Source organism: Methanobacteriaceae archaeon, from assembly GCA_030656015.1.
GTDB lineage: Archaea > Methanobacteriota > Methanobacteria > Methanobacteriales > Methanobacteriaceae > UBA349.
In genome coordinates this window covers 124,537-146,705 of sequence record JAUSNX010000014.1, presented here as the reverse complement: position 1 = coordinate 146,705, position 22,169 = coordinate 124,537, and the positions used below count along the sequence as shown (strand labels likewise).

General features: G+C 32.2%; 21 protein-coding genes. 10 read left to right on the top strand and 11 right to left on the bottom strand.

Going from position 1 to position 22,169, the window contains the following annotated elements; translation table 11 throughout:
* Positions 1-54 precede the first annotated feature (54 nt).
* Complete coding sequence (locus Q7I96_10380) at positions 55-639, top strand: TMEM175 family protein (protein ID MDO9628010.1); 585 nt, start codon at positions 55-57, stop codon at positions 637-639.
* A 172-nt stretch (positions 640-811) separates the two neighbouring features.
* Here the strand turns inward: Q7I96_10380 and Q7I96_10375 are convergent, their stop codons facing one another.
* The 3 genes from Q7I96_10375 to Q7I96_10365 all read right to left on the bottom strand — a co-directional run bounded on the left by Q7I96_10375 (position 812) and on the right by Q7I96_10365 (position 2,433).
* A complete protein-coding gene (locus Q7I96_10375) occupies positions 812-1,570 on the bottom strand; it encodes a nitroreductase family protein (protein ID MDO9628009.1) in 759 nt (252 codons plus the stop codon).
* Positions 1,571-1,629: 59 nt separating this feature from the next.
* On the bottom strand, positions 1,630-2,067 hold the full coding sequence (locus Q7I96_10370; protein MDO9628008.1) for a flavodoxin family protein: 438 nt from the start codon (positions 2,065-2,067) through the stop codon (positions 1,630-1,632).
* Positions 2,068-2,130: 63 nt separating this feature from the next.
* On the bottom strand, positions 2,131-2,433 hold the full coding sequence (locus Q7I96_10365; protein MDO9628007.1) for a metalloregulator ArsR/SmtB family transcription factor: 303 nt from the start codon (positions 2,431-2,433) through the stop codon (positions 2,131-2,133).
* A 186-nt stretch (positions 2,434-2,619) separates the two neighbouring features.
* Between Q7I96_10365 and Q7I96_10360 the strand changes: the two genes are divergently transcribed.
* From Q7I96_10360 to Q7I96_10350, 3 genes are all read left to right on the top strand, one after another.
* The gene (locus Q7I96_10360; protein ID MDO9628006.1) at positions 2,620-2,778 is read left to right on the top strand and encodes a hypothetical protein; all 159 of its coding nucleotides are present in this window, start codon (positions 2,620-2,622) and stop codon (positions 2,776-2,778) included.
* A gap of 117 nt (positions 2,779-2,895) precedes the next feature.
* Positions 2,896-3,978 (top strand): zinc-ribbon domain-containing protein, encoded by a 1,083-nt coding sequence (locus Q7I96_10355; GenBank protein ID MDO9628005.1) that lies wholly within the window; start codon positions 2,896-2,898, stop codon positions 3,976-3,978.
* 339 nt (positions 3,979-4,317) lie between these two features.
* On the top strand, positions 4,318-5,463 hold the full coding sequence (locus Q7I96_10350; protein ID MDO9628004.1) for a hypothetical protein: 1,146 nt from the start codon (positions 4,318-4,320) through the stop codon (positions 5,461-5,463).
* A gap of 140 nt (positions 5,464-5,603) precedes the next feature.
* On the opposite strand, the gene Q7I96_10345 is transcribed toward Q7I96_10350, so the two are convergent.
* Positions 5,604-6,827, bottom strand: coding sequence for an aspartate aminotransferase family protein (locus Q7I96_10345; GenBank protein MDO9628003.1), 1,224 nt, complete (start codon positions 6,825-6,827; stop codon positions 5,604-5,606).
* A gap of 154 nt (positions 6,828-6,981) precedes the next feature.
* Here Q7I96_10345 and Q7I96_10340 point away from each other — a divergent pair, with 154 nt between their 5' ends.
* Entirely contained in the window at positions 6,982-7,932 is a 951-nt protein-coding gene (locus Q7I96_10340; protein MDO9628002.1) for an ABC transporter substrate-binding protein, read from the top strand.
* 142 nt (positions 7,933-8,074) lie between these two features.
* On the opposite strand, the gene Q7I96_10335 is transcribed toward Q7I96_10340, so the two are convergent.
* From Q7I96_10335 to Q7I96_10325, 3 genes are all read right to left on the bottom strand, one after another.
* On the bottom strand, positions 8,075-9,508 hold the full coding sequence (locus Q7I96_10335; protein ID MDO9628001.1) for an MFS transporter: 1,434 nt from the start codon (positions 9,506-9,508) through the stop codon (positions 8,075-8,077).
* Between the two features lie 650 nt (positions 9,509-10,158).
* Complete coding sequence (ppk1, locus tag Q7I96_10330) at positions 10,159-12,285, bottom strand: polyphosphate kinase 1 (GenBank protein ID MDO9628000.1); 2,127 nt, start codon at positions 12,283-12,285, stop codon at positions 10,159-10,161.
* Positions 12,272-13,204, bottom strand: coding sequence for a phosphatase (locus Q7I96_10325; protein MDO9627999.1), 933 nt, complete (start codon positions 13,202-13,204; stop codon positions 12,272-12,274). The genes ppk1 and Q7I96_10325 overlap by 14 nt, the downstream gene beginning before the upstream one ends.
* 507 nt (positions 13,205-13,711) lie before the next feature.
* Here Q7I96_10325 and Q7I96_10320 point away from each other — a divergent pair.
* The 5 genes from Q7I96_10320 to Q7I96_10300 all read left to right on the top strand — a co-directional run bounded on the left by Q7I96_10320 (position 13,712) and on the right by Q7I96_10300 (position 18,248).
* A complete protein-coding gene (locus Q7I96_10320) occupies positions 13,712-15,079 on the top strand; it encodes an NAD(P)/FAD-dependent oxidoreductase (GenBank protein MDO9627998.1) in 1,368 nt (455 codons plus the stop codon).
* Between the two features lie 252 nt (positions 15,080-15,331).
* On the top strand, positions 15,332-15,994 hold the full coding sequence (locus Q7I96_10315; protein MDO9627997.1) for a class I SAM-dependent methyltransferase: 663 nt from the start codon (positions 15,332-15,334) through the stop codon (positions 15,992-15,994).
* A gap of 33 nt (positions 15,995-16,027) precedes the next feature.
* Positions 16,028-16,615, top strand: coding sequence for a transglutaminase-like domain-containing protein (locus tag Q7I96_10310; GenBank protein MDO9627996.1), 588 nt, complete (start codon positions 16,028-16,030; stop codon positions 16,613-16,615).
* A 69-nt stretch (positions 16,616-16,684) separates the two neighbouring features.
* On the top strand, positions 16,685-17,485 hold the full coding sequence (locus Q7I96_10305; protein ID MDO9627995.1) for a methyltransferase domain-containing protein: 801 nt from the start codon (positions 16,685-16,687) through the stop codon (positions 17,483-17,485).
* Between the two features lie 139 nt (positions 17,486-17,624).
* Entirely contained in the window at positions 17,625-18,248 is a 624-nt protein-coding gene (locus tag Q7I96_10300) for an NAD(P)H-dependent oxidoreductase (protein ID MDO9627994.1), read from the top strand.
* A gap of 86 nt (positions 18,249-18,334) precedes the next feature.
* Here Q7I96_10300 and hisE read toward each other — a convergent pair whose 3' ends face one another.
* The 4 genes from hisE to Q7I96_10280 form a co-directional block, all read right to left on the bottom strand.
* Positions 18,335-18,625 carry a phosphoribosyl-ATP diphosphatase gene (hisE, locus tag Q7I96_10295; protein MDO9627993.1) on the bottom strand — a complete coding sequence of 97 codons (291 nt, stop codon included), beginning with the start codon at positions 18,623-18,625 and terminating at the stop codon, positions 18,335-18,337.
* On the bottom strand, positions 18,618-19,421 hold the full coding sequence (locus Q7I96_10290) for a CBS domain-containing protein (GenBank protein MDO9627992.1): 804 nt from the start codon (positions 19,419-19,421) through the stop codon (positions 18,618-18,620). The genes hisE and Q7I96_10290 overlap by 8 nt, the downstream gene beginning before the upstream one ends.
* Before the next feature lie 75 nt (positions 19,422-19,496).
* Positions 19,497-20,846: an Asp-tRNA(Asn)/Glu-tRNA(Gln) amidotransferase subunit GatB gene (gatB, locus tag Q7I96_10285; GenBank protein MDO9627991.1), complete on the bottom strand. Its 1,350-nt coding sequence runs from the start codon at positions 20,844-20,846 to the stop codon at positions 19,497-19,499.
* Positions 20,847-21,122: 276 nt separating this feature from the next.
* Entirely contained in the window at positions 21,123-22,127 is a 1,005-nt protein-coding gene (locus Q7I96_10280) for a radical SAM protein (protein ID MDO9627990.1), read from the bottom strand.
* Between the last annotated feature and the right edge of the window lie 42 nt (positions 22,128-22,169).

Sequence of the window (22,169 nt, the reverse complement as noted above, 5' to 3'; positions counted from 1 at the left end):
TATAGCTTTTATGAGTTTTGGGAGATTAAAAATGTTTTGTTGGAGGATTCAATTATGCATATGAGTAAAAATCGTATCGAAACCTTGGTGGACGGAATATTCGCCATTGCCATGACGTTACTGGTTTTGGATTTAGCGGTACCCCATTTAAATGCCCCATTAAGCAACATGGTAATACAACATGCTCTTTATGGTTTATTACCTTCTTTTATCTCATTGGCTGTAAGTTTCGTTCTGCTGGCCATGTTCTGGAATATACATCATCGTATTTATAGCCAGATAAAGTCCGTGAATACTACCTTACTTTGGGTAAACATGATATGGCTATTATTTATAGTTTTAGTTCCTTTTTCAGCCTCTTTAAATGGAGATTACGGGGATTTCACTATTTCGGATATTATTTTTAATATAAACATGCTGGGAATAGCATTAGTTCTTTTCTTGAATGTTTACATAATAAATCGTAGTGATTTTTTACATGAAAATGCGGATATGGGACAACTAAAGTCCAGTGAAAAATCTACATTGCTATTTATAGCAATTGCCCTGGTTGCTTTGGCTTTGGCGTTTATGACTCCGCGTTGGGGTAATTTAGTGTATCTTCTTATTTTCCCTCTGGAGATGCTAATTGATAGATAATTTAGAAAAAAGTAAATGAAATATAATCTACTATTCCTAGATTTCATTTTTTTATTCAGTTATCTAAATTCATCAAAATAAGTATGCAAAACAACTGTTTTAATTTAAATAAGAGTTTATAGGTTTATAATAAATTTAAACAAAAATAAAAAAAGTTATTCAAAAAAAGTAATTAATCATTTAATTTCAAGCTGGCAACATAGTTATATTCTTTTTTAAGATTCTTAGCCAGGTTTTTATCAAATATAATTTCTGGTTTTCGGCCAAAATGTTCGCCGGCCAGTTTCAGATGATAAAGGCCAATCCCCACATCCATAGGAGGATATTTTTTAGTCAAAAGTCCTTTAACACGCCCGGGTTCAATATAATATGCATGGATTAAGTTTTTATCTCCAGTAAAAAACCAGGACTGAGCATTAGTTGCAGTAGGAGCTATACGAGCTGCTTCCAGTATATTATCAGCACCTTCGATGTCAGTTATTTCTTTTAGCGGTTTTCTTTTAAATTCAGAGATATTAGTTCTGTGCAATGTTTCCTGGGGGTTCCCAAAGGGCATTAAAATTATAAATTTTAGATTAGAAATTTCTAAAGCCTCTTTTTTTAGAGTGGGAATGCCCTGCCAGCATGCTCCTAATCCATTGGCCGAAAGGAATAGGTCCATCTGCTGTAGCATGAATCCTACGTTGCTCAAGTAACTTTCTTTAACCTCTGAAAATACGGCTATGTAATGAGGGGCTTTTTTCATCATCCTTCTTTTCACTAAATCAGGTGATATTATTTTAAATTCAATTTTAATGTTTTCATGCAAGGGTTCCAATGTTTGAAGACAATCTGAAATCTCCTTTAAAGTGTTTTCATCCAGTGGAGTTAAATCAAACTTTCTAATGGACTTTCTTTTGAATATTGTTTCATAAAGGTCTGCTTTATCCATTCTATCACCAATAATGCTCTTAAATTCTTTATTTTAAATGTAATGTCATTATTTTATAATTATTTTAAACTTTTAGCAAAGTTTTCAGCATCTTTAAAATCATCTTCATTGGGCTGGCCTTTATTATGTCCACCTACTAATTTTAAAGGCCCATAGGTGTCAAATCCTTTGCACTCAAAGTCACCCAGAACTTCAAAGCCTTTATGGGATAATTTTTCACTTAACCATTTATTTGGTTTTCCATTGCCGCTGGTAATGAATGTAAATGCTTTTTTGTTTTCAACTTTATCCAAGCCTTCCACAAACTTTCTAAGTTTTTTGTGGGGGCGGTAGTAGTATATTCCAGAACCAAAGCCAATTAGATCATATTCTTTTATGATATCTGGATGGGCATCTTTTAAATCTATTAAATCTGCTTCCAGAGCCTCGGAAATTACTTCAGCGATTTTTTTAGTATTTCCATGATGTATTGACTTGTAAATTATTGCAGTTTTCATTTTTCATTCCTCTTTTTTTTGGTTTGGATAATTTGACAACTTTCGAATTATATCTTAAAAATTTTAAGATTCATTATTATGTAGCTTTAAAAGTTCATTAACTTCATTAACCATTTCTTCATTCACTCTAGCCACTAAAAATTTGCCTTTTCTCTCAGTAAATATTAATTCCGCGTTGGATAATTCTTTAAGGTGATGGGAAATAGTAGGGGCGCCAATATTCAATGACTTGGTAATATCACTGATTAAGCATCCACATTCTGCTTCGTAACAATTTTCCTGTTTTTCAACGATTTGTAAGTATAATTCTAAGCGATTAGGATTGGATAGAGCTTTGAAGACCTTGGCCATTTTTTTGGTATCCATGGGGTACACCGTAAATATTTTTATAATTTGATAAGTATCGAAATGAACTATTGCTGAAATTATATATAAAGATTTGCTTTGAAAATTAAGGTGATATTCTAATCAATCTGATTAATAAAATAAATAATAGTTTAAAGAAAACCAGATATAATTACATTTAAAAATTAATTACTTGTGTGGGAATAAATGGGCAAAGCAAAGTTTAATCTGGAACACAAGGAAATATTAGGCCCTTTTGTGCTGGAAATAACAGACGTAGTGTTTGGTAAGATTTTTGGTATCTTAATTACAAGTTATCTTGCTTACTATATTAATAAGAAATTATTTGCATTTTTCTATGACTAAATCAGTATAATTTCTATAAATCCTGAAAAATCTGCAGAAAAACGAAATTTATATATTAATAACTTATAACTGAAATCTAATTAATATAAACCTTTATTTGAGAAAAGGGTGAGGAAATTGATTAAATGTCCCCAATGTGGATTAATTAATGAAGAAAACTCAAATTTTTGCAAGTCTTGTGGAGAAAATATACATTCTACCTGTGATTTTTGTCCAAAATGTGGTAAAGAAAATTCGGGGAATGCTAAATTTTGCGCAAATTGTGGTAAGAGTTTAGAAAAACAAAATAGTGGTTTAAAAACTCAGAACAATCTAAAAACTAAATTAAAACCAGATGGATCTGATAATTCTGGCAAAATAGTTGCCCTAGATTTAACTCCGGCTGAATCACTTGTACTTTTGAACCAGGGAACTTTAACCAAAGAACTGCTGAAAGTTACATTCATAGATCTTATTTTCAAAAATGTCTTTAAAATAGATGTTCAGGAAGTTGAAAAGAAAGGAATATTTGGAAGGAAAATGGTTAAGGAAACCTACCTTCATGAAGGAAAAAATTTCAACATGCCTCTTAAACCTCATGAAGAAGTTTTCAGGAAACATCTACCTAGTAAAGTTGACAGCAAACGATTTAGAAAGCTTCAACAGAGTGTAGCCAGGTCATCAAGTGACTATAACCGGAAGAAACTACTGGAACCCTTGACTTCTCAGGGATATTTACACGTGGAAAAAAAGTTTTTAGGAAAGAAATATTCTTTAAGTGATAAAGGCGAAGAAACAAGGGTATTAATCTTGAAATTAAAAGAAGAAGGCCAAAATTTGGAAAATTGGATAGAATCAGATCCTGAAAGAGCCCGAGCATATCTTTTAATGGGTGGATCAAATATTTTCCTGACTGATGACTATTATTTTGAGTGGTTTAAGAATAACTCTAAAAAAATAGCCATATTATTTGCTGGTGCAGCTGTTATTGGAACGGCCTATGCATTCAGCAGAATTCGATGGTATCGAGGATTTAGTTTTTCGCCAGATATGGACTTTGATGACTTTGGTAGTTTTGATGACAGCTTTGTTGATATATTCTCCGATGTTAGCACCTTTGATGCCTTTGATTCGGTAGAATTTGATGATTTTGATGCGGGATTTGATGGCGGGGGATTCGACGTTGGTGATGGTGGTGATGGTGGAGGGGGTGGAGAATAGAATTTAACTCCCAAATAAACTTTTTATTTTTATTTTATTAGCAAAATGAATGCCATGATTCAGGAAATAGATGGCAAATATTACAATCACCATCCCTAAAACTTTCACTAAATAAATATAAGTTCTTTCAGCTATAAAATCGCGAGATTTCCCGGTAGCATAACCTATGGCTATTTTTGAACTTACTAAAAGTCCATAAAACCAGATTATAAATATAATAAGAAATGGAATTATATCGTAATCTATGATCGAGAGATGAAATTAAATATAAGAAGGCCAATTATTTTTATATAAAATACTCATAGTTTGACTCTAATTATATGATATAGGTGGTATTTTTTGTCTGATAAATCTGATAAGCCCGATAAATTTCCTAAAGATGATATACGTTCCAAGTCTGAAAAAATCTCTTCTAAAGGCCGCAAATTCATCCTATTATGGGTAATAGGAATTATATTAATTTTTTTTGTGGTAGGCAGTTTCATGGTAGGGGCTGTTTATGAGGATAAACAATCAGACATTGCTAAACATATAGCGCGTATGAGCCCTAATCTTACCGAGTCTGGACTAACCCCCGGAGAACAGAATCTTTATATTAACAACACTACTAAGGTACTTACCGGAATCTACGTGGATCAAATTAGAGATTTATCTTTATCAGACAGTAAATGGACCGTTGATTTCTATATCTGGTTTAAATGGAACGGTAGTAAGGTTAATCCCGGCGAAAACTTACAGATTGTTGACGGGAATATTATCGATAAAAAAATAAAGGATAATTATACTAATGGAACGCAACATTACCAGATTTACTATGTTACAGCTGAAATAAGTAAATTTTTTGATGTTTTAAGATTCCCCATGGATAATCACGTGCTCACCTTAGAAATAGAGGATGAACAAAACGAACGATCAGATTTAGTCTTTGTTGCAGAAAATAATACCTCTGATTTCAGTTCTCGGATACAGATTCCAGGTTATAATATTGATAAAGTCGCTGTTATTGAAAAACCCCATACCTATAAGTCCAATTTTGGTGATCCTCGAATAGGTAGCAATAACACCACTTTTTCGCAATTAAGAATGGGTATTGATATATCCCGGCCAGATTCAGGATTTTATTTCAGAATATTCATAGGCCTATTTGTTGCTGTAATAGCTGCGTTACTAGCTCTGTTTATTAAGCCTACCAAAGTTGATCCACGGTTTGTACTGGGGTCCGGAGCTTTATTTGTGGCAATTGCCAACTTTATCATTACCTCTGAATTAATACCAAAAACTGGTGCCATGACTCTGGCTGATATGGTGAATAATTTAGGTTTGATTCTGATTCTGGTAACTCTTATTGAATCCACAATTTCTTTATATCTTTATGATAAGAAAGGTGAAAAGAAGTTATCGTGGGTACTGGATAGAGTTTCTATAGTACTTCTTGTAGTGATTTACATTATCATAAATGTTGCTATGGTAATCAGTGCATGGTAATTAGAAATTTTCTAATCTAGACCATTTCTAGATAATATGGGAAAATCAGAACATTATCTGAAAGATAAAAGCTATTTGATATTTCAATCAATTTGTATCCATGTTGGGAAGTAAATGGACTGAATATATTGAATCGCTGATTAATCATTCACTAGTATATTTTCATTCAGACTAATTTCAATTAGACTATTTTTAAATATATCTAAACCTTCTTCCATTTCTTCTTTTGAGATATTTAAAGCTGGAAACATTCTAATTACATTTCCCTGAGTTACATTTAAAAGAAGACCATTATCAAAACATTTGGAATTTAAAGAAGCAGTAATATCCTCATCAGCCATTTTCATGGCAATCAAAAGTCCTTTACCCCTTACATCTTTTATTAAATCAGGATACTCTTTTTTTAATTTCATGAGTTCAGCAAGGGCAAATTGACCTACAGATTTCACATTTTCACAGATTTTATTATCTAACATGTATTTGATAACGGCATAGGCCACCGCACAACCCAGAGGATTTCCACAATAGGTTCCTCCATGATCTCCTACTTCCAGTTTGTCATGAACCTCTTCGCTCATTGCAAAGGCTGCAAAAGGGAATCCGCCAGCAATGCCTTTGGCCATGGTTAAAATGTCAATTTTAACTTTATCTGATGTGAACATGGAACCAGTTCGACAAAATCCGGTCTGAATTTCATCTAATATCAAAAGAACATCATTTTCATGACATAAATTGGATAATTTTTTTAGATAATCCTCATCAGGGATATTTATCCCACCTTCGCCCTGTATAGGCTCCACTATTACAGCTGCCACGTCTTGAGTGATAATCTGAGCCATTGCAGTAATATCATTATATGGAACAAATATGTGGTGGGGAATTAGGGGATTAAATTTGTTCCGATGTTTATTTTGGCCAGTGGCAGATACAGTGCTGATAGTTCGGCCATGAAAACTCTTTTCAGTAGATATGATGTTTAATTTTCCAGTTGCTTTTCTGGCTAGTTTGATAGCAGCATCATTTGCTTCTGCTCCACTATTTGCGAAAAACACACGGGTTAAATTTTCGGCCAGTACCTCTTTTTGCATTAATGATATAAGTTTGGAACGTGTAGGAGAATAGGTAGCCCCCGAATTAGGGTTTTGAATAATTTTTTTACTCTGTTCCACCAGAGCCTCGGTAATTACTGGATTAGCATGCCCGATGCTGGTTACACCCCAACCCGAAGTGAAATCTACATATTTTTGGCCTTTTTCGTCGTAGACATATATTCCTTGGCCTTTTTCTATTGATATCTTTGTTTTATTTGCAAAAGAAGCATAGTGATTATCTTCAATTTGAAATGTGTCTGTAATTTGGTCCATATTATCGCCAGAATTATTATAATTATCTTTTCACTTAATTTAATTTTTTAATACTAATATATTTTTATAATCTTAAGAGAAAAACACTACTGTGAATGAATAAGAGACTATTTTAATGGTTTAATATAGGTTAGTAAATAATAAGGTTATTAAAATGAAAAAAATCACTTGGATAACATATATAGGAGCTCTTCTATTAGTGTGCTTAATGGTTTATGAAAGTTCTGCTTACTATTTAATGTCTCAGGAAACTATTGTAGTGGGTTACCTTCCAAGTGACCATGATTCTGCTCTTTTTATTGCAGATGCAAAGGGCATGTTTGAAAAAGAGGGATTTAATGTGGAAATGGTCCCATTTCGTTCAGGAACAGAAATGGTTCAGGCTGCTGACCGGGGTCTTATTGATGTAGGTTATTGCGGAATGGCTCCTGTTTTGAGGGGAATCGACAAAGGGTTTGCTGTGAAGGTGGTAGCACCGGTTAATCTGGAAGGTAGTGGTATCATGGTTAAAAATGATACTATAAAAAGTGTTACTGATTTAGAGGATAAAACAGTGGCTACTCCGCCAAGTATTTCTATACAGGATATTCTATTAATCTATTTAATGCATGAAAACAATTATTCCACCAATTCCTTCTTCAACACCGATGTGGAAGTACCTTTAATGGATGAGAGCCTGAAATCAGGTTCAGTTGATGCGTTTATTGCATGGGAGCCATATGTATCACAATCTTATATGAGTGGTGATGGTAGTTTGTTAATGTACTCTAGTGATATATGGCCAAATCATCCCTGCTGTGTGGTCATTGCCAATCAGAAATTTATTGATAAAAATCCTCAAATGTTAAGAAAATTTTTGAAAGTCCACTCACAAGCAACCAGTTATGTTCAGTCCCATAAAAATGAAACTATAATTATAGTGTCACAGAAGCTTGGTGTGAATAAATCCATAGCATCATCCTCACTAACCCAGGTTAAATTTACAAGTATACCTGATTCGGAATTTAAGGAAAATGTTAACAAATTGGCGGAATTCATGCATTCCTTAGGTTATTTACAAAATAATCTAACTGATGATGAAATATTTGATTTTAACTATCTTTAAAAAAGATTATTATAATGTCAATAACAAAAATATTTTTTTATATTCCCATATTAACTTTTTTAATATAAATGTTATATTTTTCTGCATTTATTAAACAAATCATGATAAATTAGTTTAATGATCATAGAACATTGTTCGGGTGTTAGTTTTTTTCATTCGACAGGAAAGATAGTATAATGATAACCACACTTATAGACATCCCAATGAAGAATGCGCTCTGAAAACCAGTTAAAAGAGCACTTTTTGGAATTATGAGTTGATAAGCACCTATGGGTTGCATGATGTCCATCTGTTTTGACTGGGCACTGATTACGCTGTCGAATATTCCCTGAAAAACAACCATACCCATTACCAGGCCCAGATATCGTGCAGTATTCATTAAGCTGGAAATGGCCCCTGTTTTTTCAGAAGAACTGTGGCTCATGACCATTTTGTTGTTGGCGGGTCCGAACATGCCTTCACATAAGGATCGTATGGCCAGGGCGATGAAAATGAATAAAATTCCAACCGTCAGATCCATTATGGTGAAGATTAGTGTAGAAATGATGAGTGCAAGCGCGGAAAAAATTGCCACAGGTTTTGATCCAATGCGGTCTGATAGATAGCCGGATAGTGGTCCTGTAACCAGAATCAGCAAAGAAGGTATGAGTATTATCATCCCTGCAAAGTCAGCACTGTAACCATGGATTAATTCCAGATAAAATGGAACTAAAAAGATGGTTCCAGTTAAAACTAGATTGGCCAGGAAAGTGGCTAACAATGCGGTGGTTAGATAAACGTTCCTAAGAACCTGTAAATCAAATAGAGGAGATTCGTGTTTCCATTCCCAGATAACAAAGCAAACTCCCAGCATAGTCACCAGGATCAATCCCAGAGGGAACCATTGGGGTAGGTTATTTATGTCCCGTGTTACTTGAATCAAAAGTAGGAATGAAATGATAGTTAATAAGGCTAGAATGGAACCGATAAAATCGAAACTGGATGGTTTTTTAAGTTTTTGCCTTACAGGTATATATTTATTGGCTAAATAAATGGTTAAAATGGCTAATGGAATGTTCACAATGAATATCCATCTCCAATTTGCGTATGTATCTATAAATCCTCCTAAACCATATCCCAAGGATAATCCAATGGTGGTGGCCAATGAAATATACCCAAATGCTTTCCCTCGATTTTCAGGACTGAAACTAAGAGTTACCATCGCTGGAATCACTGAAAGCAACATTGAGGATCCAATGCCTTGTATGATGCGGAATAATAGTAAATGATAAAAGTTCAGTGAAACTGCACATAGGTACGCACCGGCGGCAAAAATAAACAGTCCCATTATGAATATCTTTTTGTAACCAATAAAATCCCCCACTCTTCCAAAAATAAGTAGAAAGCTGGTGAGGATAACCAAATGAATGATAACAACCCATGCGACCATGTTGGTACTTATATCTAGATACTGGGAAATGGTAGGCAATGAAATGTTAATAATGCCTGCACTCAATGACCATAAAAAAACACCCATAACCAGGGGCAGTAATATGAATAATCTTCGATGTTTTTCAACGGTTTTTTTATTTCTCATTTAATTTGCCTGCGATTAATAAATATGGTTTACATATTAATCCATATTAAATATGGTATCTTGGATTAATTTATCTTTAGAGTTGATTCATTAGATTGAATTTTAATGAAAAATGCTTAATAGCGAAATTAAAATTCTTTTTTCGTATTTTGCTTATTGAAATAAATCGTAAACTGTGTTCCAAGTTATAGTTAAAGTTCTATTCTCCTGTTAATTCGCTTTCTTATTCAAATAACTAACTCAAGTGCGGAAATGGTGTCTTTTTAAGATTGATATCTTTTGGAATAACAATTCAATTATCAATAACTATCTAATTTAAATATATTCTTTTCCAATCCTTTGATTTTGATCTTTATTTTAGTAATTGGGTTATTTACTGTTTTTAATGAAATAATGCTTAACCAATTAAGTTTTTTTCTATATTGACTAGCAAAAAGAACTAATATTATATGGATAAAAAAATTAACAGTTTATTTTTATTTAATCGGTCATTGCCAAGTAAATCGTAAATATAACTTAAAATTCCATAAAAACTATATTTTGTTAATATATGGTTCTAGTAATAAAATATCGGAATTTTAAGCTAAATTAAACTTAGAAATAATTGAATCTGTTAAAAAAATAAATCATTAAAATAAAAAAGTGAATTATCAATCTATTTTTTTAAATAAATGTTTTAGTTTAGAGAAAAATGATTCTTTTTCAATTTCTTCTTCTTCATTTACTGAGAAATCGTCATCCATAAAATAATTTTGAGAATCAATTAAATCAATACTTCGAATTGCTTTCTCATATTCTCCCATATCATTTATTTTCCTAGCTTTAACATTGTCATTGAGCATAATATTTAATATATGGATAATTTTTTTCTGTAAGATTGGATTTTCAATAGGAAAAGCAATTTCAACTCTTTTTTCAGTATTTCTCGTCATTAAATCGCCACTGGATAAATATATGGAAACATCTTCTCCAGTACCAAAACAATAAATCCGGGCATGTTCTAAGAACCTACCTACAATACTAATGACTTCAATATTTTCAGTCTTACCGGGTAAGCCGGGAACTAAACAACAAATACCTCTAACTATTAATTTAATTTTTACACCAGCACGGGAAGCTTTACTTAACATTTCAATCAATTCTATATCCGTTAAAGAATTCATTTTCATGATAATATTAGCTGGGCGATTATTATTGGCCCGTTCAATTTCCATATCGATTTTTTCGATTAATTTAGGTTTTAATCCAAAAGGCGCAACTAATAACTTTTTATACTTGCCATTTAAATTAGAAATTGCCATGTTTTTAAAGAATAACATTGCATCTTCACCAATGGCCTGGTTGCTAGTAATAAAACTTAAATCAGTGTATAATTTACAAGTTTTTTCATTATAATTACCAGTTCCTAATTGAGTAATATATTGAATTTTATTTCTCTCTTTTCGAGTAATTAAACAAACTTTGGAATGCACCTTATACTCTTCAAAACCATATAAAACCCTACAACCTGCTTCTTCTAATAAACCTGCATAGTGAATATTTCTTTCTTCATCAAATCTGGCTCTAAGTTCAATTAAAACAGTTACATCTTTTCCATTTTCACAGGCTTCTAATAAATATTTTATTACTGAGGAAGATCTGGCTAATCTATAAATAGTAATTTGAATGGATATTACATTTTCATCATTAGCTGCCTCTTTTAATAAACTTAAAAAAGGTTCTATAGACTCATAGGGATAGAAAAGTAAAATATCCTTCCTTTTTAACTTAGAAATAATTTTTCCTTCTTTAACAGTTTTTGGTATTTTAGGATAATATGGATTAAAGGATAATTTATGGAAAATTAATTCATTTATTTTTTCAATATGCTCATATAAATTAAACACATAACTCATATCTAACGGAGTATTAGAGATTTGTACTTGATTTTTTTCAATATTTAACTGATCACATAGAAATTTTGTCAGTGCCGGGTCAGAATATTTATAGAATTCTAATCTGATTGGTGCTAAACGAGTTCTTTTCTTTAAAATTTTTTTCATATAGCCTCTATAATCTTCATCTTCATCAATTTGAGAATTAGATAAAGTAATATCAGCATTTCTAGTAACTGAAACTACAGTTTTAAATTCTACGTTATAATTTGAAAAGATTTCATTAACATACTCGTATATTACTTTTTCTAATAGAATGAACCTCATTTCATCATTTGGAAAATAAATTACCCTGGTTAAAGAGGAAGGGATTGGAATAAGTCCATATAATATTTTGCCCTTATCCTTTATTGTTAACATAACATTCAGGGATTTGTTTAATAAATGGGGAAAAGGATGGTGGATATCAATAATTTGGGGAGATAAAACTGGAAAAATGTAATTAAAGAAATATTTATTAATAAATTTAGTTTCATTTTTAGTCAAATCATTAAAATCTAAATCCTGAATACCTTGCTCTTTTAAAAGAGAATGGACAGATTTAAATACATTATCTCTACGTTTATTTAGGAATTTAGTCCTATCAAAGATGGCATTTAATTGATCTTGCGCACTTAAACCAGTTTTATTATCTACATAATCCTCATTAATAAGTGATAAATCATATAAACTTCCGCATCTTACCATATAAAATTCATCTAAATTACTGGTAAAAATTGACACGTATTTTAAACGTTCTAATAAAGGGACAGAACCATCCTCTGCTTCTTCTAAAACCCGATCATTAAATCTTAACCAAGATAATTCACGGTTTTGGGTAAAACTATAATCATTCTTGGACATTTTGGCACCTATTTAACACTTTTTTTAATAAATAGCCTTCTCTAACACTAAATTCACTAATTTGTATTTTTTCACATCCAAAATAAGACGTAATTGATTCAACTATTAATAAAGCAGGGACTAAAGTGTGAATTTTAGATGGTTTAACCTGTAATATTTTGTAATAAATATCTTTATTATTTAAATTCAATTCATTAAGATTCAATTCGTTTTCTAGTGTTTTTAATAATTTAACATCTACTAAATCCGCTTTTTTATTCTGCAAATTTAAATCCACTAATATTTTTGCAATGGCACGAATACTTCCCCCTATACCACACATAAAAGGAACTTTTTCTTCATTATTAAGACCACTTTTTTCTAATTCAGAGTATATTCTTTCTTTAATCAAATTACACTCGTTTTTATTAGGTATCATATCTGAAACATAAGCATTATACATTTTTAAAGAACCAACAGGAATACTGTATTTTTCCCTTATTTTTTTATTCTTAAAAAGTACAATTTCAACACTACCCCCACCTAAATCAATTAGAATCCCATTGTCCTTTTGAATAGTAGAAATAGATCCACAAAAGCTTAATTCTCCCTCTTCCTCACCAGATAATATGTCAATTTCTATATTTACTTCATCTTTAATAATTTGAATAACATCAGCATGGTTTTCAATATTTCGCAATGAAGCAGTAGAAAAGAAGCTGTAACCTTTTATTTTTAAATAGTCCAAATCATCTTTCATTTCATTAAGAAGAGTTAATAGTTTTTTAATACCTTTATTAGTTAATTTTCCTTTCTTTATATAAAAGACTAAACCTAAATTTTCTTTTTTTGAAAACATAACCCGTATATCATTATTTTTGCAACGGTAAACATTCAATCTAACTGTGTTTGAACCAATATCCACAATTCCATATAACATTAAATAACCTCTTTGAAAAACAGAGCATGTTTTTTCATCAAAAATTAATTATGTTACAGAAGATATAAAGATGTTTTTACACGGAATTAAACAAAATAAATATGAAAAAAATGAAACGAAAGGAAATGAGTTAAAGCCCAGGATAGTAAAAGCCAAATACTGGTGTCTTGACAAGTCTTTCCCACAGTTTTAGCAGAAAATTATGATTGATAAAAATCCGGTTAAATCCCAAAAAGTCATGATGACCAGGAGTAGTATTTATAAACTGGATATTGAAAAATTGAGACAGATCCATGATAAATAACCTTTATTCTCCTTTTTAAAGGGATATAAGAGAAAAATAATAATTTTAACGCATTAAATTTGCTTTAAGATAATTTTATATTTATAATATTTTTGCTTAAAACAACCATAACTTTTTATATTTTGTTCTACATCTAAGGCATATTGTACTTGTTTTTAAAATTTTAACAACTTTTATTAGCATTTTTATTAATGGTGATTTTTATGGATAATGATAATTATGATGTAGTGGTGATTGGGGCAGGGATAAGTGGGCTATTAGCAGCTCTAGCTCTATCAAAGGAAGGTAAATCTGTATTAATTCTGGAAAAAGAGGAAAATATCGGGGGAGTATGTCGCTCTTATGATGTGGATGGGTATAAAATAGATACTGGGCCTCATGCCATCACCCGCCTGGAGCGTGGGCCTTTAAAAGAGCTTATGGACAGATATTTTGATGTTATCCCCCAATTTGTTCCTTTTGGGAAGTATAATGTTAGAATAGGAAATGAAGTAAAACCATTCCCTTGGAATATTAATTCTTGGCTCACATTTGGTTTGATTCCTAAAACCGATCGTTTATTGATAATGAAAGCATTGTTCAATACTCTTTATCTGCTAAATGCTGGTAAAAATTTGTCTGATATTTCTATACAGGAACTGATTCCAGAAAATATTTCTTCTACCACTAGAAGGTTTTTAGATTGGATATGTTATTTTTTAGTAGGAACCTCTATTGAAAACACGGCTATTTCTCGTTTTATAGATAATAAAACTAATAAAGGAAGTCCAATTAAATATATAGGTAGTTTATATGATCTTTTCGTTACAGAAGGTGCTCAAGATCAGGGCTATCCTAAGGGTGGTCTTCAGTCCATTATTAATTCTATTTTAATATCTTTTCCAAAAAATGTGAAAATTAACACCAGTGAAGAAGTGGTAAAGATTCAGTGTAGTGAGAAAGTCGAAAAGGTCATTACCAATAAAAATTCTTATAACTGCGATACTGTTGTTTATTCTGGATTTGCTTCTGATTTACCGTATTTAATTGATGATTTACCTTATGCATATGCTCAGAATTTAAATAAAATTAAAAAAGTTAATTCATTGACTATTTGGTTAGGTTTAAATAAAAAAATCTTTGAGAATTATGGCTCGGAAATGTGGATTGATTCAGATCCTTATGCCTGGATGGTTCCTGTGTCGAATTTTGACTCTTCTATGGCCCCTAAAGGAAATCAACTTGTTGGATTTGCTTTTACTATCCCTGAGGACTATGATACCATGGAAATTCGAAAAAAAGCATTAGATTCCATAATAAAAATCCAACCAGATATTGAAAATCATATTGAAATGATTCATTATCAGGATTTAATTCCTGAAAAGGCTGCATGGGACATTAATTCTGGTTTTGGTGATGTAGAAACTCCTATTAATAATTTGTATTGCGTAGGTACAGATACTGAAAAAAGAAGTGCAGGAGTCAGTAGAGCGGCTTATTCTGTCTTGAGATGTTTGGAAATCATGGAATCTGAGGGAAATATCAAGCAATTCCAAATATTCAATGAAAAATTGGAGTTAGCTGCTAAATAATTTTCCTAACCATTTTTTCTTTTATTTTTTAATTAATTTTTTAAAATTTGCTGATTAATTTGATTTAGATCAAATATTTTTAAATCTATTTCTAAAATTTGTGATTTGCTAAAAGCAAAACTATTTTTATCGCTATTTTTAAAATCAATCTAGTGAGAAGATGAAACTTGGTACCAGGAATTATTCTCCAATTATGCAGAAAAATATGAATATGAATCTTTTGTTCACGGAACACAAGGTGAAGTCGATTTCATTGAAAAAGAGATAGATTACAATAAAAAAACCAAAATTCTTGATATTGGGTGTGGCACTGGTCGACATGCTATTGAACTGTGCAAAAGGGGCTATTCTGTAACTGGAGTGGATTTATCAGAATCTATGCTTAAAAAAGCTGCTGAAAACGCGTATAATGAAGGATTAGACATTGATTTTATAAAAGCTGATGCTTGTAATTTAACTTTTGAAAAAGAGTTCGACCTGACCATCATGATCTGTGAAGGGGCCTTCCCGCTCATGGAAACTGATGAAATGAACTTCGAAATACTTAAAAATGCAGCGAAAGCCTTAAAATCAGATGGAAAATTGATATTTACCACATTAAATGGTCTTTATCCTCTTTTCAATTCTGTAAAGGACTTTATAAATTCCAGTTCCACCACCCAAACCAATAATAACAATACCTTTGATCTCATGACTTTCAGGGACAGGTACCAGCTGGAAGTAGAAGATGATAATGGCCAAAAACTTGCTTTAGAATGTGATGAGAGATATTATGTCCCTTCAGAAATAATTTGGCTTTTAAAATCACTGAATTTTACTAAAATTGATATAATGGCCTGCAAATTAGGCGAATTTAGTCGAGATGAGTATTTAACTACGGAAGACTATGAAATGCTGGTAATTGCGGAATTATAAATTTTAAAGAATAATGTATTGCATTGTGATTAAATGAAGTTAATACCACTAAAAGAGAATATTGAGGATTATCTTTGCTCCTCAGAAATAATTGATTTTGATAATCAATTGGTGGCAAAAAAGGCAATAGAATTATCAAAAGGAATGAAAACAGATATTCAAAAAGCAAAATCAATCTACGAATTTGTAAGGGACGAAATTAACCATTCATTAGATATTAATAGTAATGAAATTACTTACAGAGCTTCAGATGTTTTAAAGAAGGGTCATGGGTTATGCTTTACCAAATCTCACTTATTGGCGGCACTGTTGCGATGTGAAAATATTCCTACGGGTTTCTGTTATCAAAAATTATCTACCAACTTTGGAAAGATATTCCATGGTTTAAATGGAGTTTTTCTTGATGAAAAATGGTTCAGATTGGATGCACGAGGCAATACTGGTGAAATAAATGCTCAATTTTCATTAAATGGAGAAAAATTAGCGTATATTCCTCAAAAAGAAATATGGGATGTTGATTATCCTTATATTTATTCAAATCCTTGTCCTGAAATAATTGAAATACTCCAAAGCAATTCCAAGTTGGATGAGGCTATAAATCAGATAATTGATTTAATATAATTTATATTTAGGACTTATTTTTATCTATACTGATAAATAATAATTATTTTGAAATTTAAGGTGATATTAATGAAAAATTATGTGCATGGTTATTCTAAGCGAGAATCAGAACGTCTGGAAGATCAGGCCGATACACTCTCGGAAATACTTCATCATGATACTTTTTTCCCTACAGGAAGCAAAGTTTTAGAGGCAGGATGTGGTGTAGGTGCCCAAACAGTTATAATAGCTAAAAACAGTCCAGATGTGAGTATAACCTCTATTGACATTTCAAAAGAATCATTAAATGCTGCAAAAAATTTAATTGAAAAAGAAGGAATTAAAAATGTCCAGTTTAAACAGGCAGATATAATGGAACTACCCTTTGAAAAAGAAAGTTTTGACCATATCTTTATTTGTTTTGTTTTAGAACACCTTTTAGATCCAGTAATAGCCCTCAAAGAGCTTAAAAAATATTTAAAAAAAGGAGGCTCTATTACGGTTATTGAAGGTGATCATGGGTCCTGCTATTTCCATCCAGAAACTGAGGAATCCGTAATGGCCTGGAATTCTTTAATCAAGGCTCAAGAGGATTTGGGTGGTGATCCTATGATTGGAAGACGAATTTATCCACTCTTAGAAGATGCAGGATTTAAAGATGTTCATGTAACTCCCCGAGTGGTTTATGTAGATGGGAGCAAGCCGGAAATGGTGGATGGTTTCATAAAAAAGACTATAATTGCTATGGTGGAAGGTGTGAAAAACCAGGCTATTGATTCTGGTCTGATAAATCATGGCCAATGGGAAAAAGGAATAGATGATTTATATAAATCTGCCCAAAAAGATGGAACATTCTTTTACAACTTCTTTAAAGGGTCGGGAATAAAATAATTTTAAGAAAGTTAATTTTAAAAAGTTTTCTTTTTTGATAATCTTTTTCAGGTTATATACAAATTATTATCTATTTTTATGCATAATAATAATTACCTAATGGAGAATATGTCTAAATAAGGAAAAACTGTGTGATAATATGAAAATATCTGTTATTTTGGCCCACCCACATAATAAAAGTTTCAACTATGCTATTTATGAAACTGTTTTAAAAACTCTCAAAAAGAATGGGCATGATTTAAGGGCCCATGACTTATATTATGAAAAATTTAATCCCTTGCTAGAAGGTTTTGAAATGGCTACTGGTGAAACATCTGATTGGATGATAATTCAACATAGAAAAGAGATTAAAGAAGCTGACGGAATAATAATTATCCACCCCAATTGGTGGGGCCAGCCACCTGCTATTTTAAAAGGATGGCTTGATCGTGTACTTCGCTCTGGAGTGGCCTATGAGTTTGATGAGGACGATGATGGTTCTGGAGTTCCTAATGGTCTTTTAAAAGCAAAAGTGGCCATGGTATTTAATACTTCTAATACTCCTGAAGAAAGGGAAAATGAAGTGTTTGGTGATCCACTAGAGCGGATATGGAAGGACTGTGTTTTTGATTTCTGTGGTATAAAAAACTTTTATCGAAAAATGTTCCGGTTAATGGCCAGCAGTCCACTTCAAGAACGAGAAAAATGGTTGAATGAAGTAGAAAAACTGATTAATACTTATTTTCCTGATGAAAACCAGAAAATCGAAAAGAAATTTAATTAAAGAAGTTTATGAAATAAGAATTTAATAATATTGAACCCTGGAAATGATTTCAATTAATAAAGAAAATAATCAAATAAAATAATTATTTATTTCCTTCTTCTTTTAAATTCATCTAAAAGTTCATCTAGTTCTATTCCTTTATAAACCAGCAATAATAATGTGTGAAAAATCAAATCGGCCGATTCATATACTAAATTATCATTATTTTTAGATGCTATGATGACTTCTGTTGCTTCTTCCCCTATTTTTTCCAGTATTTTATCTTCTGCAGCTTTTTTATCATCTTGCATTATTTTTGAGGTGTAGGAATCAATGGGATTATCTCTACGATTTTCTAAAATCTGGTATATTTCTCGTATTATATCTTCATTAGCCATTTTTCTTCCTCTTTTTATCTCTCATACTGCGAGTAATGGCTATCAGGGGATGCTGAGCATCATCTATGATTTCTATATCATCAAAAGAAAATATTCCATTTAAATCGGCTGTTTTTTCCATGCCCAGTTTTAATTCCTGTTGTAAATCAATAACATAGGAATCTATTTCCTGACATCCTAAAGTGCGAGCTGCCACGGTCCGGTGGTGCCCATCAACAAGTACAAAACGTTCACCGGTCTTTACTACAATTGTAGGTTCTGCTAAGCCTCTTTTTAGTTCATATGTTCTTCCTTGGAGCTCGTCTGCGTATACTTTATCTTGAGTTGGCCTAAGACGCTGTGTAGGGACTTTCATCCGCTTTACTTCAGTTTTAATCCCATAAAGTTGTTCAAGGGTCTTTTTGAAGTAATTAACTTTCATGGGTGTTGATCTTTCAATGTGAGATCTTACTATGTCAGTATTAGTTATAATTCCTACTAAGGTACCTTTTTTATCAATAACTGGTAATCTGGATATTCCCATTCTAAACATAACTCTGGCAGCGTCATTAATGGACATATCTCGATCAGCTACCACTATATTGGTAGACATTATATCGTGCACTAATTTTTGCCTGTCTTTTAGTAAAAGGTCAAAAGCAGTGACCATTCCAATAACCGCCCCATTTTTTTTCACGGGGAATCCATCGTGACCACTATCTTTCATAAGTTGAATTATATCTTCATTTGGAGTTTCTGGAGGGACTGTAATAACTTCTTTTGTCATATAATCTTTAACCAAAGGTTTATTGCTCATATTACTCCTCCATTATAAATATTCTGCCTTTTTCCACATCAAATTTTCAGTATTTGGAATGACTAAAGCGAAAAATTATAACATTTCTTTTAAAAGCTCTACAGTACGGCCAGGTTCTGCTTTTCCTCGAGTAAAACGCATTACTTGTCCTACTAAGAAGTTTAAAGCGGCAGATTTTCCTTCATGATAATCAGCAACTGCTTCTGGATTTTCATCAATGGCTTTTTGAGCGGCTTGAATTACTTCGTCTTCATTTACAATACCTATTAAGCCCATTTTCTCAGCAATTTCTTTTGGAGATTTGGAACTGTTTGGCATATTCTCTATAATTCGCTGCCCTGCCTTAGTAGTCACTTCTTTCTTTTGAACCATTTTTAGCAGTTCAATTACTTGTTGCGGAGTTATTCCACTTTCAGCAAAGCTTATTTTGTTGTAATAAAGAACTCTTTTTAATTCGTCCCTCATCCAAAGAGCGGCGAACTGTGGATCCACATTTTTAACTACTTCTTCAAAAGCATCGGCCAGTTCTAGTTCTGAAGTAAGAACTTTGGCAGGTTCTTCAGTAATATTATACTGTGCCATGAACCTTTTAACTTTAATATGTGGTGGTTCTGGCATTTTTTCCCTAATAACTTCCACTTGTTCTTCTTTAGCCTGCATTGGTGGTAAATCTGGGTCAGGAATGAATCTGTAATCTTCAGCTCCTTCTTTAAGTCTCATAGAAACAGTTATCATTTGAGCTTCCAGAAATGCTCTTGTTTCCTGGGTAATTTCTACTCCTCTCGTTATAAGATTTTTCTGACGAACCATTTCAAATTTAAGTGCTTTGTAGGCTCCCTTAATAGAGTTTATATTCTTTATTTCTACTCTTTTACCACCTTCTAGGGAAATATTTACATCGGCTCGCATGGTACCTTCTCCACGAGCATTACCACTGTATTCCAGCACCCTTATAAGTTCCCTTAAGAAAGCTCGAGCTTCTTCCGGTGATTTCATGTCCGGTTCAGTCACAATTTCAATTAATGGTATTCCAGAACGATTAAAATCAACAATTCCTAAATCTGGTTTGTACTGACCTGGATCTTCTTCCATATGCACTTCTCTTATTCTAACACCATTTAAATCTCCTTCATATCCAATAGGAACTGAAGTACGTTGATATCCCGACGGAAGATCTGGATAATTATAATGTTTTCTCATGAAGTAAGTAACATCATCTGCAATCTTACAATCCAGCATAAGGGCGATTTTAAGAGCACCCTCTAGGGCATTTTCATTGGTAGGGAATGGTTTAGCACCGGGTTGGTTTAAACAAACGTGACAAATATTGGTATTTGCTGGTGCATCCTGATAGTTGGTGTGACAATCACAGAAGAGTTTAGAATCAGTTTCCAGTTGAACGTGAATTTCAAGTCCGCATTTCATTTTAATAGTAATCCCTCCTCTAAATCTGCTTGTTGCAGATTATAACGTTTAAATTCAACGTTGAAAGGTATTTGAGTATTATTTTAAATTAGATTTTAAGTTAGATATTTTAATTAAGAAATTGATTTATAGATGACTATTTTAGATAATTTATTAAATTAATTTTAAAGTGATATCTATGAATTATTAGAAATTTAATTCATTTTAAATTTTATTTTGATATAATGTATCTGGACATTCAAGTATTCGAAATATAACTAATTTCATTTTAATATATTATTCATTTAAAGATTTGTTTTTTAAACACATATCAATGTATCTTTTTATATAGGGTTCCAATTCACCAGCGGGAGGTCCATTTAAAAGCTGATCAAAGTCAGTAAATGTTCCTTTAAGATTTTTACCGGCCCAATGAACTTCTTCTTCTACTCTTTTCCCGTAGCGGGTTCCAAACATTTTAAAAAGAGGAAATTTTGTTAATCCATTAGCCCCTGCAAGAATCAAAGGCCCCATATTGGCCAGGTTATCCACCCAGGTTCCACAGATTATTTCAAGTTTAGGGAATGTTATTCTGGTGGCAGCTACTACTCCTGCGTAATATAGTGATGCCGGTTGGGATTTATTTTCAAAAGGGGTTCCTTCATGGGGGTTTAATGAGTAAAATATGACTCGATCAATTTTAAGATCATTAATAAGATCAAAAAGATATTTTAAATCGGAAGGTGTCTCGCCCAGGCCTAAAATAATGGTTATGGCTTTTTTAAATCCTAAATCTCCGGCTAGATTCAGCATCTCACTAATATTTTCTATACTTTTGCTGGGACAGACTTCTTTTTGCTTTTGGGGATTGGCCATTTCCACAGCACCAGTAATTCCTTCGATTTCTTCCCCATAATCTTCTAAATCTGGTGTAATTCCTATATTCAACCAAACTGGTTTTTTGGTTATGCCATAAATCTGCTGGGCAATAGATTTAATTTCTGAAGTACTAAATGAACCGTATCCTCCTGATAGAAATTCTATATTCCATCCCATGCGCAGGCAAAGTTCTGCTTCAGCTAATATGGCATTAACTTTTCGCCTGGCAGTTTTAGGATCTTTAATATTTTGTTTTTGAGTGCTCATATAGCAGAAGGCACAATCTCCTTTATCACACCACCAGGAAAGGAAAATAGCTCTTTCTAAGGTTATATCTAAACCATGTTCTTGAACTGTTATTTTATTGGCATTTTCCATTAGTTCGAGAGTTTTGAACTCTTCTAATTTCTTTATAACTTGCATGCTGCACCTTAAATTCAAAATATTTCATTAATAAACATTGAA